At 67.4% G+C, this 14,105-nt stretch carries 11 protein-coding genes; 3 read left to right on the forward strand and 8 right to left on the reverse strand.

All coding sequences use genetic code 11. The features are described 5' to 3' along the window. Positions 1-23: 23 nt before the first annotated feature. Positions 24-1,208, forward strand: a complete 1,185-nt coding sequence (locus tag HV793_RS00245) for an acetate/propionate family kinase (RefSeq protein ID WP_054451528.1) — start codon at positions 24-26, stop codon at positions 1,206-1,208. Further along, the gene (fabI, locus tag HV793_RS00250; RefSeq protein WP_125473384.1) at positions 1,205-1,978 is read left to right on the forward strand and encodes an enoyl-ACP reductase FabI; all 774 of its coding nucleotides are present in this window, start codon (positions 1,205-1,207) and stop codon (positions 1,976-1,978) included. Before HV793_RS00245 ends, fabI begins: the two co-directional genes overlap by 4 nt. Before the next feature lie 24 nt (positions 1,979-2,002). On the opposite strand, the gene HV793_RS00255 is transcribed toward fabI, so the two are convergent. The 4 genes from HV793_RS00255 to tkt all read right to left on the reverse strand — a co-directional run bounded on the left by HV793_RS00255 (position 2,003) and on the right by tkt (position 8,199). Beyond that, a complete protein-coding gene (locus HV793_RS00255; protein ID WP_082400760.1) occupies positions 2,003-3,691 on the reverse strand; it encodes a SulP family inorganic anion transporter in 1,689 nt (562 codons plus the stop codon). Between the two features lie 157 nt (positions 3,692-3,848). Next, entirely contained in the window at positions 3,849-5,045 is a 1,197-nt protein-coding gene (locus tag HV793_RS00260) for a phosphoglycerate kinase (RefSeq protein WP_119451049.1), read from the reverse strand. A gap of 92 nt (positions 5,046-5,137) precedes the next feature. Beyond that, the gene (gene gap / locus HV793_RS00265) at positions 5,138-6,148 is read right to left on the reverse strand and encodes a type I glyceraldehyde-3-phosphate dehydrogenase (protein ID WP_013395726.1); all 1,011 of its coding nucleotides are present in this window, start codon (positions 6,146-6,148) and stop codon (positions 5,138-5,140) included. Positions 6,149-6,162: 14 nt separating this feature from the next. Next, positions 6,163-8,199: a transketolase gene (tkt, locus tag HV793_RS00270; RefSeq protein ID WP_175212460.1), complete on the reverse strand. Its 2,037-nt coding sequence runs from the start codon at positions 8,197-8,199 to the stop codon at positions 6,163-6,165. A gap of 162 nt (positions 8,200-8,361) precedes the next feature. Here tkt and HV793_RS00275 point away from each other — a divergent pair, with 162 nt between their 5' ends. Further along, positions 8,362-9,093 (forward strand): 16S rRNA (uracil(1498)-N(3))-methyltransferase, encoded by a 732-nt coding sequence (locus HV793_RS00275; RefSeq protein ID WP_175213129.1) that lies wholly within the window; start codon positions 8,362-8,364, stop codon positions 9,091-9,093. Between the two features lie 10 nt (positions 9,094-9,103). Here the strand turns inward: HV793_RS00275 and HV793_RS00280 are convergent, their stop codons facing one another. From HV793_RS00280 to HV793_RS00295, 4 genes are all read right to left on the reverse strand, one after another. Further along, entirely contained in the window at positions 9,104-9,571 is a 468-nt protein-coding gene (locus tag HV793_RS00280; protein WP_054451534.1) for a barstar family protein, read from the reverse strand. Continuing rightward, entirely contained in the window at positions 9,568-10,800 is a 1,233-nt protein-coding gene (locus HV793_RS00285) for a patatin-like phospholipase family protein (RefSeq protein WP_082400761.1), read from the reverse strand. Before HV793_RS00285 ends, HV793_RS00280 begins: the two co-directional genes overlap by 4 nt. Beyond that, positions 10,781-13,069 carry an NADP-dependent malic enzyme gene (locus tag HV793_RS00290; protein ID WP_175181907.1) on the reverse strand — a complete coding sequence of 763 codons (2,289 nt, stop codon included), beginning with the start codon at positions 13,067-13,069 and terminating at the stop codon, positions 10,781-10,783. The genes HV793_RS00285 and HV793_RS00290 overlap by 20 nt, the downstream gene beginning before the upstream one ends. Positions 13,070-13,211: 142 nt before the next feature. Next, complete coding sequence (locus tag HV793_RS00295; RefSeq protein ID WP_175212461.1) at positions 13,212-14,099, reverse strand: FAD-binding protein; 888 nt, start codon at positions 14,097-14,099, stop codon at positions 13,212-13,214. Positions 14,100-14,105: the final 6 nt, after the last annotated feature.

Genomic DNA, 14,105 nt, shown 5'->3' on the forward strand with positions numbered 1-14,105 from the left:
TCGGAATCCGGAATCACAGCGCCATGACCGACACCATCCTCGTCATCAACGCCGGCAGTTCCAGCATCAAGTTCTACCTGTACGACATCGACGGGGCGCAGGAGCTGGCCCCGCGCCTGGGCGGCCAGCTCGAAGGCATAGGCACCTCGCACCCGAAGCTGAAGGTGCGCGACGCCGCCGGCCAGACCCTGGTCGAACGCGAAATCGCGCCCAGCCACGCGCCCGACGTGCCCAACGGCCAGGAAGTCGTCGGCACCTGGCTCAGCGGCCACCTGGGCGGCGCCCCGCTGGCGGTAGGCCACCGCGTGGTGCACGGCGGCCCCGAGCTGTCCGAGCCGGTACTGATCGACGACGCCATCCTGGCCAAGCTCGACACCTTCACGCCGCTGGCGCCGCTGCACCAGCCGAACAACCTGGCGCCCATCCGCGTGATCCGCGAGCGCCGGCCCTGGATTCCGCAGGTCGCCTGCTTCGACACCGCGTTCCACCGCAGCCACTCCGACGTGGCCGACCGCTACGCGCTGCCGGAACGGCTGTACCAGGAAGGCGTGCGCCGCTACGGCTTCCATGGCCTGTCCTACGAGTACATCGCGCAGCGCCTGAAGAAAGCGCTGCCGGACATCGCCGACGGCAAGATCATTGCGGCCCATCTGGGCTCGGGCGTTTCCGCCTGCGCCATGCATCACGGCAAGAGCGTGGACAGCACCATGGGCTTCACCGCGCTGGAAGGCCTGCCCATGGGCACCCGCCCTGGCCGCCTGGATCCGGGCGTGGTGCTGTGGATGATGGAACGCGGCATGACCCATGACGAGATCGAGCACCTGCTCTATCACGACTGCGGCATGAAGGGCCTGTCCGGCATCAGCAACGACATGCGCGAACTGCTGGCCAGCGACGCGCCCTCGGCCAAGCTGGCGCTGCAGTACTTCGCCTGGCGCGTGGCCGAGGGCATGATAGGCCTGGCCTGCGCCATGAACGGCGTGGACGGCATCGTCTTCACCGCCGGCGTGGGCGAGAATTCCGCCGAGATCCGCCAGGCCATCAGCGAGCACTGGGGCTGGCTGGGCATCAAGCTGGATCCCGAACGCAACGCCCGCCATGGCCCCCGCATCTCGGCCGACGACAGCCGCATCGGCGTCTACGTGGTGCGCACCAACGAAGAACTGATCATCGCCCAGCACACGCTGGAACTGGTGAGGCAGCGATGAGCGCGCTGCTGCCGCTGGCGGGCAAGCGCGGCCTGGTGACGGGCATCGCGAATGCGGATTCGATCGCCTGGGGCTGCGCCAAGGCCTTCCGCGCCCTGGGCGCGGAGCTGGCCGTGACCTACCTGAACGACAAGGCCCTGCGCCACGTGGAGCCGCTGGCCCGCCAGGTGGAGGCGCCGCTGCTCTTGCCGCTGGACCTGATGCGCGAGGGCCAGCTCGAAGCCGTGTTCGACAGCGTCGCCGCCGAATGGGGCCAGCTGGATTTCGTGCTGCATTCCATCGCCTTCGCCCCGCGCGACGACCTGCATGGCCGCGTGACCGACTGCTCGCGCGAGGGCTTTCTGCAGGCCATGGACGTGTCCTGCTGGTCCTTCATCCGCATGGCCAAGCTGGCCGAGCCGCTGATGCGCAACGGCGGCGCGTTGTTCTGCATGAGCTACTACGGGTCGCAGATGGTGGTCGAGCACTACAACATGATGGGGCCGGTAAAGGCCGCGCTGGAGTCCGCCACCCGCTACCTGGCGGCGGAACTGGGCCCGCAGGGCATACGCGTGCACGCGATATCACCAGGGCCGCTGAAGACGCGCGCCGCCTCGGGCATCGCCGAATTCGATACGCTGCTGGACCGCGCCCAGTCCAAGGCTCCCGCGCGCAGCCTGGTGTCCATCGACGACGTGGGCGAAGCCACCGCCTGGCTCGCGACCGACGCCGCCCGCCGCATGACGGGGCAGACGATATACATCGACGGCGGCTACCACATCATCGATTAAGCCAAGGCGCCCAGCCGGGGCGCCTTAGCCCAGCGCCGCGGGCGGTGCCTGGCGCCAGCGTTCGATCGCTTCCACGGCCTGCTCGGGGCTGCCGAAGATCTTGTCGCGGCCGATCTTCTTGACCAGGCCGGAGCGTTCCAGCGCGGTGCGGAACTGGCCGTGTCCGCCCGCCACCAGCAGCGTGATGCCGCGCTCGTCCAGCACATGCTTCAGTTCATACAGCGCCTCGACCGCGTCGGCATCAGCCTGGGTCATGGCTTCGGCGTCCAGCACGAACCAGCGCACGTCGCCTGCCTGCTCGATGACCTCGCGCGCACGCCGGCGGAAGGCGTCGGCGTTGAAGAACCACACCGAAGACTCGAACAGCCAGATCACCGTGCCCGGTACCGGCTGGGCCTCGGGATTCAGGTGCAGCTTGCCCAACACCGTTTCGCCGGGCAAACGGCCCAACAAGGCGTCGCGCGGATTGCCCGACACGTACATCGCATACAGCAGCGTGGCGCCCACCGACACGGCCACGCCCTGCAACACGCCAAAGCCCACCACGCCCACCGCGGCAAGGATGCCGAACGCCAGCTCGATGCGCGAGATGCGCGCCAGGCGCATGAAGGCGTGCCCATCGAACAAGCTGATGGCGGCCAGCAGCAGGATGGCCGACAGCACGGCCTGCGGCAGCCAGAACAGCGGCCCGCTCAAAAGGCTCACCACCACCGCCAGCGCCAGCGCCGCGGTGACGCTGACCAGCGGCGAAGAACCGCCAGCCACCAGTCCCACCGCCGTGCGCGAGTCCGCGCCCGTCACCACGAAGCCCTGGAACAGGCCCGCCGCCATATTGGCCGCGCCAAAGCCCACCAGCTCGCGGTTGGGATCCACGTGTTCGCCCGTGCGTGCGGCGAAGCTGCGCGCCGTCACGATGCCGCTGGAGAAGCTCACCACCAGCACACCCGCCGCGCCCAGCAGGATGCCGTCCACGCCCTCCAGGCGCACCGGCAGGCTCAGGGCCGGCAAGCCGGCAGGCACTTCTCCCACGACGGCGATGCCCAGGCCGGGGAAGTTGAACAGCCAGGACAGCACGCAGGCCAGCACCACCAGCAGGATGGGGCCGGGCCAGTTCGGCCGCCAGCGCTTGACCGCCACCAGCAAGGCGCAGGACGTCAGGCCCAGGATCAGGGTGGGAATCTGGATTTCCGGCAGGCGCCGCGACAGCTCCAGGAACGGATGCACCAGTCCGCTGTTGCGCAGGCCCACGCCAGTCAGGCCGCTCAACTGCGACAACGCCAGCGTGATCGCCACGCCCGCCATGTAACCGATCAGCACCGGCCGCGACAGCAGGTTGGCCAGCACGCCCAGCCGCAGGGCGCGCGCGATCAGGCAGCCCACCCCCACCGTCAGGGCGATGCCGGTGGCGGCCACCAGCCGGTCTTCCGGCGTCGTCAGCGCCATGCCGGTCAGGGTGGCGGCGATCAGGGTGCAGGTGGCAGTATCGGGCCCGACGATCAAGGTGCGCGACGAGCCGAACAAGGCATAGCCCAGCATCCCGGCGATCGCCGCCCACAGGCCCGCCACCGGCGGCACGCCCATCATGGCGGCATAGGCCAGGCCCACCGGGAGCGCCACCGCCGCCACGCTCAGGCCGGCGGTGATGTCACGCCGCGCCGATTCCCGGGTGATGCCGCGGAAATTGTTGAGGCCGGGAATGAAGCGTAGGTTCATGGTGCTGCGGAGAAATCGGGGATGAAGCGAGCCCGGGGCGCGCCGGTTTGCGCCAAGGCTACACCAAGCCAGCCAAACCTGGGCAGCCTGGATCAATGCGCCGGCATAAAAAAAGCCGCCCCATCGGGGCGGCTTCGGTCTTGCATGGCAAGACGTATTACTTGGCGTAGCGGGCTTCCAGCACGGCCACGGCAGGCAGGGTCTTGCCTTCCAGGAATTCCAGGAAAGCGCCGCCGCCGGTCGAGATATAGCCGACCTGCTCGCCGATGCCGTACTTGGCAATGGCGGCCAGGGTGTCGCCGCCGCCGGCAATCGAGAAGCCTTCCGATTCGGCGATCGCGCGCGCCACCACTTCGGTGCCGTTGGCGAACTGGTCGAATTCGAACACGCCGACCGGGCCGTTCCACACGATCGTGCCGGCCTGCTTCAGGATCTCGGCCAGTTGCGCCGCGGTCTTGGGACCGATGTCCAGGATCATGTCGTCGTCGGCCACGTCTTCGGCCGCCTTGACGGTGGCTTCGGCGTCGGCGCCGAAGGACTTGGCGCACACCACGTCCACCGGAATCGGCACGGCCGCGCCGCGCTGCTTCATGATGTCGATCACGGCGCGCGCCTGGTCGACCTGATCGGGTTCAGCCAGCGACTTGCCGATGGACAGGCCGGCAGCCAGCATGAAGGTGTTGGCGATGCCGCCGCCCACGACCAGCTGGTCGACCTTGTCGGCCAGCGATTGCAGGATCGAGAGCTTGGTCGACACCTTGGAGCCGCCCACGATGGCGACCAGCGGACGCTTGGGCTCGTGCAACGCGCGGCCCAGGGCTTCCAGTTCGGCGGCCAGCAGCGGGCCGGCGCAGGCCACGGGTGCGAAACGCGCGATGCCGTGGGTGGTGGCTTCGGCGCGGTGGGCGGTGCCGAACGCATCGTTGACGTAGACGTCGCACAGCGCGGCCATCTTCTTGGACAGCGTTTCGTCGTCTTTCTTTTCGCCGACGTTGACGCGGCAGTTTTCCAGCAGCACGACCTGGCCGTGATCGACCTGGACGCCGTCGACCCAGTCGCGCACCAGCTGCACAGGCATGCCCAGCAGTTCGGACAGGCGCTGGCCGACCTTGGCCAGCGAATCGGCTTCGGTCAGCACGCCTTCCTTGGGACGGCCCAGGTGGGAGGTGACCATGACGGCGGCGCCGGCGTCCAGCGCCATGCGGATGCCGGGCACCGAGGCGCGGATGCGGGTGTCTTCGCTGATGCGGCCGGCGTCGTCGAACGGCACGTTGAGGTCGGCGCGGATGAACACGCGCTTGCCGGACAGGGCGCCGGACTTGGCCAGCGCGGACAGAGTGTTGACCTTGGACATATTTGGATTCCTACGATGGGCGTACAAAGGGGACGAACCCATTTTCCGCATACGCGGAAAACAAATCCGTCCCCTCTATCTAGCCGTGTTGCTTACTTGGCCGACATCAGCGCGACGGTGGTGTCGAGCATGCGGTTCGAGAAGCCCCACTCGTTGTCGTACCAGGACGAGACCTTGACCAGGCGGCCCGAAACCTTGGTCAGCGACGCGTCAACGGTGCTGGAGGCCGGGTTGTGGTTGTAGTCGACCGAAACCAGGGGCTCGGTGTTGTAGTCCAGGATGCCCTTGAGCTCGCCTTCCGAGGCGGCCTTCAGGATGCCGTTCACTTCTTCGGCGGTCGTGTCGCGGCTGGCCACGAACGACAGGTCGACCAGCGACACGTTGATGGTCGGGACGCGGATGGCGTAGCCGTCCAGCTTGCCGTTCAGTTCCGGCAGCACCAGGCCCACGGCGGCGGCAGCGCCGGTCTTCGTGGGGATCATGCTCATGGTGGCCGAACGCGCGCGGCGCAGGTCTTCGTGGTAGACGTCGGTCAGGACCTGGTCGTTGGTGTAGGCGTGGACGGTGGTCATCAGGCCGTTTTCCAGGCCCAGCTTGTCGTTCAGCGGCTTGACCAGGGGGGCCAGGCAGTTGGTGGTGCACGAAGCGTTGGAGATGACGGTGTCGGTGGCCTTCAGCACGCCGTGGTTCACGCCGTACACGATGGTGGCGTCAACGTCCTTGCCGCCGGGGGCCGAGATGATGACTTTCTTGGCGCCGCCCTTGATGTGCGCGCCGGCCTTTTCCTTGGTCGTGAAGAAGCCCGTGCACTCCAGCACCACGTCGACCTTCAGCTCGCCCCAGGGCAGCTCGGCCGGGTTGCGGTTGGCCAGCACGCGGATCTTGTCGCCGTTGACGACCATGAAGTCGCCGTCGACTTCGACGGTGCCCGGGAACTTGCCGTGGGCGGTGTCGTAGCGCGTCAGGTGCGCGTTGGTCTTGGGATCGCCCAGGTCATTGATGGCGACGATTTCGATATCGTGCTTCTTGCCACCTTCGTAGTGGGCACGCAGGATGTTGCGGCCGATGCGACCGTAACCGTTGATGGCGACGCGAATGGTCATGACTAAGCTCCTTTTTACAAAACTTGCTTGACGGTCTCGGCCACCTTGTCGGCGGTCAGCCCGAAGAACTTGAACAGTGCGCCGGCCGGCGCGGATTCACCGTAGCGGTCGATGCCGACGACGGCGCCTTCCAGGCCCACGTACTTGTGCCAGAAGGCGGTAACCCCGGCTTCGACGGCCACCCGCGGCAGGCCCTTGGGCAGCACGGATTGCTTCCAGGCGGCGTCCTGGCGGTCGAACACGTCGGTGCTGGGCATGGAGACCACGCGCACGGCGATGCCGTCCTTGGCCAGCTGCGCCTGCGCGTCCAGCGCGATGGCGACTTCCGAGCCGGTGGCAATGATGACTGCGCGGGCGCCTTCGGCATCGCGCAGCACATAGCCGCCGCGGGCGATGGCCTCGACGGTGGCGGCGTCGCGCTGCACGAACGGCAGGTTCTGGCGCGACAGCAACAGGGCCGTCGGGCCGCCGTCGTGCACGTCCATGCCGATGCTGGTCGGGCGCGTCACGGCCGCGTTCCAGGCCACGGCGGTTTCAGCCGTATCGCAAGGACGCCACAGCGACAGGTTGGGGATCAGTCGCAGGCTGGCTGCGTGCTCGATCGACTGGTGGGTCGGGCCGTCTTCGCCCAGGCCGATGGAATCGTGGGTGAACACGTGGACCACGCGCTGCTTCATCAGCGCGGCCATGCGGATGGCGTTGCGCGAGTAGTCGGAGAACGTCAGGAACGTGCCGCCGAACGGCAGGTAGCCGCCGTGCAGGGCCACGCCGTTCATGATGGCGGCCATGCCGAATTCGCGCACGCCGTAGTTGATGTGGCGGCCGAACTGGATGCCCTTGTCGCCGGCGCGGACGGCGGCAACGCCCTTCCAGTCGGTGAAGTTGGAACCGGTCAGGTCGGCCGAGCCGCCCAGCATTTCCGGCAGCAGCGGCGCCAGCGCGGTGATGGCGAACTGCGACGCCTTGCGGGTGGCGACGGTTTCGGCCTTTTCCAGCGTGGCGTCCAGGAACGCCTTGAACTGTTCGGCGTAGCCGGCGGGCATTTCGCCCTTCATGCGGCGCTTGAATTCAGCGGCTTCGGCGGGGAATTCGGTGGCGTAGGCGTCGAACGCCGACTGCCATTCAGCCTGGGCGGCGGCGCCCTGCTTGCGGCCATCCCAGCCGTCGTAGATGTCTTGCGGAATCTGGAACGGTTCCGACGACCAGCCCAGCGCGGCGCGGGTGGCGGCGATCTCGTCCTTGCCCAGCGGCGCGCCGTGCACGTTGTGCGTGCCGGCCATGTTGGGCGAACCCTTGCCGATGACGGTGCGGCAGACGATCAGCGTGGGTTTTTCCGATTGCGAACGCGCGGCCTTGATGGCGGCGTCCACGGCGGCGACGTCATGGCCGTCGATGCCGCGGATCACGTTCCAGCCGTAGCCTTCGAAGCGCTTGGCGGTGTCGTCGGCAAACCAGTGTTCCACGTGGCCGTCGATGGAAATGCCGTTGTCGTCATACAGCACGACCAGCTTGCCCAGCTTCAGCGTGCCAGCCAGCGAGCAGACTTCGTGCGAGATGCCTTCCATCAGGCAGCCGTCGCCGGTGAAGGCGTAGGTGTGGTGGTCGACGATGGTGTGGCCGGGTTTGTTGAATTCAGCAGCCAGCAGCGCTTCGGCCAGCGCCATGCCCACGGCATTGCCCAGGCCCTGGCCCAGCGGACCGGTGGTCGTTTCCACGCCCGGGGTGATGCCCACTTCGGGGTGGCCCGGCGTCTTGGAATGCAGCTGGCGGAAATTCTTCAGTTCTTCGATCGGCAGGTCGTAGCCGGTCAGGTGCAGCAAGGCGTAGATCAGCATCGAGCCGTGGCCGTTGGACAGCACGAAGCGGTCGCGGTTGGCCCAGGCGGGATCCTTAGGATTGTGACGCAGGTTGCCGGCCCACAGGGCTTGGGCGATTTCCGCCATGCCCATGGGAGCACCCGGGTGCCCGGAGTTCGCTTGTTGCACGGCGTCCATCGCGAGGGCGCGGATGGCATCCGCCAAGGCAAGTTTAGGGGCGGTCGGATTGCTCATTCGGAAGGCTCTTTGAAGCTGGCGGGCCTACGGTCAAAATAGGGGCCAGTTGAGTAGGTTGCGAAGCATGGGATTTTAGCATCCAGGGGTTTCCCCGACGCCATCGGCCATAAGGCGGCCCGTGCTAGGCTTCCTTTCTGAATAAAAGAACCATAGATGTCCATGTCAGCCCCCCGCTTCTTCTGCGATATCCCCCTGAGTACCGGCGCCCGCGTGGCGCTTCCCGAAGCCCTGGCGCACCATGCGCTGCGCGTGCTGCGCCTGCGCGCGGGCGAGGCCGTCGCGCTGTTCAACGGCCAGGGCGGCGAGTATCCCGCCACGCTCGAAGTGGAAGGCAAGGCTGGTTTTGCCCAGTTGGGCGAATTCCTGCCGCGCGAGGCCGAACTGGGCGGACGCGTCACCCTGGTGCAGGGCCTGCCTTCCGGGGACAAGATGGACTGGGTGGTGGAAAAGGCCGTGGAGCTGGGCGCCGCGCGCGTCAGCCCCATCGCCGCCCAACGCAGCGTGCTGCAGCTGTCGGGCGCCCGGCTCGACAAGCGCGTGGCGCATTGGCAGCGCATCGCGCAGTCCGCCAGCGAACAATGCGGCCGCAACCGGCTGATGACGGTGGACGCGCCGCTGACCCTGGCCGAATGGCTGCAACAGCCCGCCGAGGGCCTGCGCCTGCTGTGCCACCCGGAAGCGCAGGACGATCTTGCCGGCGCGCTGCGGGCCGCCCCCGGCCTGCAGGCGCTGACCCTGCTGGTGGGACCGGAAGGCGGATGGTCGGACAAGGAGTTGGCGCAAGCCCAAGAGGCCGGCGTGCAGGCCGTGCGCTTCGGCCCCCGGGTGCTGCGCACCGAAACCGCGGGGCTGGCGCTGCTGTCAGCGGCCAGCGCGCTATTGGCCTGGTAGAACGGCCGGGTCAGTGGTCTTCGCCGTAGGGCGCTGCCGCTACCCCGGGCTCGGGGTCCGGATGGCGTCCGGCGTGTTCGATGACATACGAAAAAACGCGGCCGTTTTCGCGGGCGAAATCGGCCGCGTCGGAGCAGACGGTTTCGATGCGGCCCGAGTCTTCTTCCAGTGCCGGATCGCCCGAATGCAGCTTGTACAGCCACAGCACCACGCCGGTCTTGTGGTCCAGCACGGTATCGCACAGGCAGTCGTAGAGGGCGTCCAGGTTGCCGCCGAAGTATTCGGGGAAATCCACTGCCTTGACGATGGCGCGCAGCACCGCGGAACGGCTGCGGGCAGGATCGCAATTGGCGACGAACAGGGCCAGGCCAAGCTCATGGGCGGCGTCCACCACGGCCTTCTTGTCCAGCCCGTCATGGGCCAGCGCACCGCCGCGCATCAGTTGCCGCTGCAGAGTAGATTGGCCATTGCGCGTCATGCCTGAGCCCCCTTGAAAAAGGCGATCACTTCGTCGTTACGCTGCATCGTATCGGCATAACCCAGTTCAATCAATCGCTTGGTGTAGCTGGATTCAAATAAGAGGTAGGACATCAGCGAACCGCCGCCGGGACGGTCTGGATCGGACGATACACCGAGTACGCGGAAAAGAGCACGGGCCTGGGCCGGCATATCCTGCAAATGTTCCAGCGCCATGACGTCCAGCGACTGGCTGGGCGTGATCGTCAGGACCTCGATGCGGCGCGCATGCCCGTGCTGCGCGCCTTCCGGGCCGGACTGATCCATCAGGAAGTTGATGCGCTCCAGGCGCTCGACGTCGGCCGACAGGCCGTCCAGGAAGATGCTGGCCAGCGCATGCCCGCCGACCTGGGCCAGCGACGGGTAAGGCGGCGAGTCTTCGCGGTTTTCCGGGTGGGTTTCGTCGCGGAAACCCGTGCCGATCACCAGCACGCGATGCGCGCCCAGGTGAATGGCCGGACTGATGGGCGCGAGCTGGCGCATCGAACCGTCGCCGCACCACTCCCCCTTGCCGTGCACCTGCACCTGCCGGGCCGGAAAGACGAAGGGGATGGCGGACGAAGCCATCAGGTGGTCGATGCCGATGGGCGTGGGCAACGCCAGGCGCAGATAGCGGTGCCAGGGCTCGATGGGCGTGTGCGCCTGGTAGAAGGTCAGGTGCTCGCCACTGGTGTAGCCCGAGGCCGTGATCGCCAACGCCGACAGCGCGCCGGTTTCCAGGTTGGTGCGCAGATGCTGGAAGTCCAGCACCCGCTCCAGCAGAGCCTGCATGGGACTGTTGTCCAGCAGCGAATGGGGCCGCTTGCGCGTCAGGCCCGAGTACATCCACCCCAGCGACAGCAGGCCCAGCCAGCGCACGCCGGTACGGATCAGGCCGGGCGCGTCGGCCCGGTAGATCATGTCGGTATTCAGGGAAGACCACAGCCGGCGGATGCGGCGCACGCCCAGATGGGGCCGGTCGGCGCGGCAGGCCAGCGCGGCGGCATTGATGGCGCCGGCGGACGTGCCGCAGATGATGTGAAAGGGATTCTGGAAACGCGAATGCCAGTCCGGATCCAGCAATTCCATGATGGCGCTGAGCACGCCCACCTGATAGGCGGCGCGAGCGCCGCCTCCGGTCAGGACCAGGCCGGTCGGCGTGCGCGGGCACGCCGGACCGGGTGGCGTCACGTCAACGCGGCGTATTGACATCGACCACCGTCATCGCGGTCATGTTGACGATGCGGCGCACGGTGGAGCTGGAGGTCAGGATGTGCACCGGTGCGTTGGCGCCCAGCAGGAACGGACCCACCGCAACGTTGCTGCCTGCGGCGGTCTTCAACAGGTTGTAGGCGATGTTGCCCGAGTCCACGTTCGGGCACACCAGCAGATTGGCCTGACCCTTGAGCGTGGACGACGGCAGGATGCGCATGCGCAGCGCTTCGTCCAGCGCGCAGTCGCCGTGCATTTCACCGTCGATCTCGAGTTCCGGCGCGGCCTGGCGCACCAGTTCCAGCGCGCGGCGCATCTTCGCGCCCGAGGCCGAACTGCCCGAACCGAAGTTCGAGCGCGACAGCAGCGCGACCTTGGGCGCCAGGTACATGCGGCGCATCTCGTTGGCGGCGGCGATGGTGAATTCGGCGATTTGCTCGGCCGAAGGTTCATCGTTGACGTGCGTGTCCACCAGCACCACCGTGCGCTCGTTGAGCAGCAGGATGTTCATGGCGGCATACACGTTGTGGCCGGGACGGCGGCCGATGACCTCGTCGACGAAGCGCAGGTGATCATGGTAGGCGCCGACCGAACCGCAGACCATGCCGTCGGCGTCGCCCAGGCGCACCATCATGGCGCCGATCAAGGTCATGCGGCGGCGCATTTCCACGCGCGCCATTTCCTTGGTGATGCCGCGGCGGCACATCAGCTCCCAGTACGTGGTCCAGTACTGGTGGAAGCGTTCATCGTATTCGGGATTGGTGACTTCGACGTCTTCCCCGAGGCGCAGCCGCAGGCCCAGCTTTTCGATGCGGGTCAGCAGTACCGACGGACGGCCCACCAGGATGGGACGGGCCAGGCCTTCATCGACGATCACCTGCACCGCGCGCAGCACGCGCTCGTCCTCGCCTTCGGCGAACACGATGCGCGCCGGGCCGCCCTCGCGCACGATGCGCTTGGACGCCGAGAACAGCGGCTTCATGAACGCGCCCGAGTGGTACACGAACTGCTGCAGTTGCTCTTCGTAGGCTTCCAGATCGGCCAGCGGGCGCGTCGCCACGCCGCCTTCCATTGCGGCCTTGGCCACCGCCGGCGCGATGCGCACGATCAGGCGCGGATCGAAAGGCTTGGGGATCAGGTATTCGGGGCCGAACGAAATATCGAAGGTGCCGTAGGCCGCGGCCACGACTTCGTTCTGCTCTTCTTCCGCCAGCTCGGCGATGGCGTACACCGCCGCCTTTTCCATTTCACGGGTGATGGTGGTGGCGCCCACGTCCAGCGCGCCGCGGAAAATGTACGGGAAGCACAGCACGTTGTTGACCTGGTTCGGATAGTCCGAACGGCCGGTCGCCATGACCACGTCGTCGCGCACCGACTGCGCCAGTTCCGGCAGGATCTCGGGCGTGGGATTGGCCAGCGCCAGGATCAGCGGGCGCGGACCCATGGCCGCGACCATTTCCGGCTTGAGCACGCCGCCCGCCGACAGGCCCAGGAACACGTCGGCGCCCTGGATCACTTCGGCCAGCTTGCGGGCGTCGGTCTTTTGCGCGAAGCGCGCCTTGTCCGGATCCATCAGCGCCGTGCGGCCTTCGTAGACCACGCCTTCGATGTCGGTGACCCAGATGTTTTCCAGCGGCAGGCCCAGGTCCACCATCAGGTCCAGGCAGGCCAGCGCGGCGGCGCCTGCGCCCGAGGTCACCACCTTGACCTGCTTGATGTCCTTACCCACGACCTTCAGGCCGTTGATGAAGGCGGCGGACACACAGATCGCGGTGCCGTGCTGGTCGTCGTGGAAGACGGGGATCTTCATGCGCTCGCGCAGCTTGCGCTCGACGGTGAAGCACTCCGGGGCCTTGATGTCTTCGAGGTTGATACCGCCGAAGGTGGCTTCCAGGCCCGCGATGATCTCGACCAGCTTGTCCGGGTCGGTCTCATTGATTTCGATATCGAAGACGTCCAGGCCGGCGAACTTCTTGAACAGCACCGCCTTGCCTTCCATCACCGGCTTGGAAGCCAATGCGCCGATGTTGCCCAGGCCCAGCACCGCGGTGCCGTTGGTGATCACGCCCACCAGGTTGCCGCGCGCCGTGTAGCGGTACACATTGGCCGGATCGGCCACGATTTCTTCGCAGGCCGCCGCCACGCCAGGCGAGTACGCCAGGGCCAGGTCCCGCTGGTTGGTGAGCTGCTTGGTCGGCGTGACCGAGATTTTGCCGGGGCGTCCAAGCTCATGATATTCAAGGGCGGCTTTGCGGAGATTGGCATCCATAGGGGCGGCTACTGGCTAGAGTGTGTGACACGAAAGGGGGGAATTCTATTCCGATGGCGGGCGCCGCGATACCTCGGCAATGCCCGCCTGCCCCTTGGATAAGCGGGCTCGTCCCATGTTAGCGCTGGCTTACAAATTGTCGCTATTCCGCGATGTGGAATGAGAGAAAACGTCCATCGGGATCGAACAGGGCCTTCACCCGAGAGTCCAGGCGGGTGGTAGCCAGCCCCGGCGGCTCGTTCGGGCAGGCAGGAGCGTGCGGCGCCGGCCCGGCGTCTGCCAGTGTCACCGACTGCACCCAGGCCAGCGTACCGCCGTGCCCCAGCAGCAGATGCGCCAGGTTGACGGTGGCGGGCGCTTCCGGCTTGAGCGCGTCCAGCCGGTAGCGGCCCAGCCAATGCTCGCCGTCCCGGGTGGCGAAGGCGTCCCCCCCAGACGCCAGCTGGAACAGCGCCGGCACCAGGCGCTGCACGGTGGCGGAACGCAAGGGCTGGACGTCCGACTCGCCGAACGGCCCCAACGTTTCCTCTATGCCGTCAGCCAGCATCACGTCCAGCGCCACCACGCCGGAGTCGGCGCAGCGCCCGGCGGGCCAGTGGGCCTTGGCCGCCAGCCATGCAGCCAGCGTCAAGCCCCCGGGCAGGCCGGCGAACTGGCGCAGCCCGGCCTGCGCCAACATCGCCAGCGGCGTGCCCGGCTGCGCGCGCCAGCGCCCGGTTTCGCCGGACAGGCGCACCAGGCCGGTCATGGCGGACGGGTCCACCGTGAGGAGCGGACCATGGACGGTCTCGAAAGGCCCTTCGGCGCCCGCCAGCGCCAGCGTCACGTGGTACTCGGCGCACAGCGTGCGCGCGTGCGCCACATCCGCGTCGCGCGCCGGCGTCAGCAGGCCCCGCGGGCCGCCCTCTCCCGCCTCGCCCGAATCTCGGACAGATCCCTGACAGAGCAGGCTCAACCGCTCCATGAAGGCCGACCACGGGCTGCGGGCCGGACGACGGCCCAGGAGGAAAGCGCGCCGGGATGGCTGCATGACTAC

It is taken from the genome of Achromobacter aegrifaciens (genome assembly GCF_902859965.1).
In the GTDB taxonomy this organism is placed as follows: Bacteria; Pseudomonadota; Gammaproteobacteria; order Burkholderiales; family Burkholderiaceae_B; genus Achromobacter; species Achromobacter aegrifaciens.

Bases quoted from the DNA above. Each gene is read 5' to 3' on its own strand.
- HV793_RS00245 (WP_054451528.1), top strand. From the start codon at position 24: ATGACCGACACCATCCTCGTCATCAACGCCGGCAGTTCCAGCATCAAG.
- fabI (WP_125473384.1), top strand. From the start codon at position 1,205: ATGAGCGCGCTGCTGCCGCTGGCGGGCAAGCGCGGCCTGGTGACGGGC.
- HV793_RS00255 (WP_082400760.1), bottom strand. From the start codon at position 3,691: ATGAACCTACGCTTCATTCCCGGCCTCAACAATTTCCGCGGCATCACC.
- HV793_RS00260 (WP_119451049.1), bottom strand. From the start codon at position 5,045: ATGTCCAAGGTCAACACTCTGTCCGCGCTGGCCAAGTCCGGCGCCCTG.
- gap (WP_013395726.1), bottom strand. From the start codon at position 6,148: ATGACCATTCGCGTCGCCATCAACGGTTACGGTCGCATCGGCCGCAAC.
- tkt (WP_175212460.1), bottom strand. From the start codon at position 8,199: ATGAGCAATCCGACCGCCCCTAAACTTGCCTTGGCGGATGCCATCCGC.
- HV793_RS00275 (WP_175213129.1), top strand. From the start codon at position 8,362: ATGTCAGCCCCCCGCTTCTTCTGCGATATCCCCCTGAGTACCGGCGCC.
- HV793_RS00280 (WP_054451534.1), bottom strand. From the start codon at position 9,571: ATGACGCGCAATGGCCAATCTACTCTGCAGCGGCAACTGATGCGCGGC.
- HV793_RS00285 (WP_082400761.1), bottom strand. From the start codon at position 10,800: ATGTCAATACGCCGCGTTGACGTGACGCCACCCGGTCCGGCGTGCCCG.
- HV793_RS00290 (WP_175181907.1), bottom strand. From the start codon at position 13,069: ATGGATGCCAATCTCCGCAAAGCCGCCCTTGAATATCATGAGCTTGGA.
- HV793_RS00295 (WP_175212461.1), bottom strand. From the start codon at position 14,099: ATGCAGCCATCCCGGCGCGCTTTCCTCCTGGGCCGTCGTCCGGCCCGC.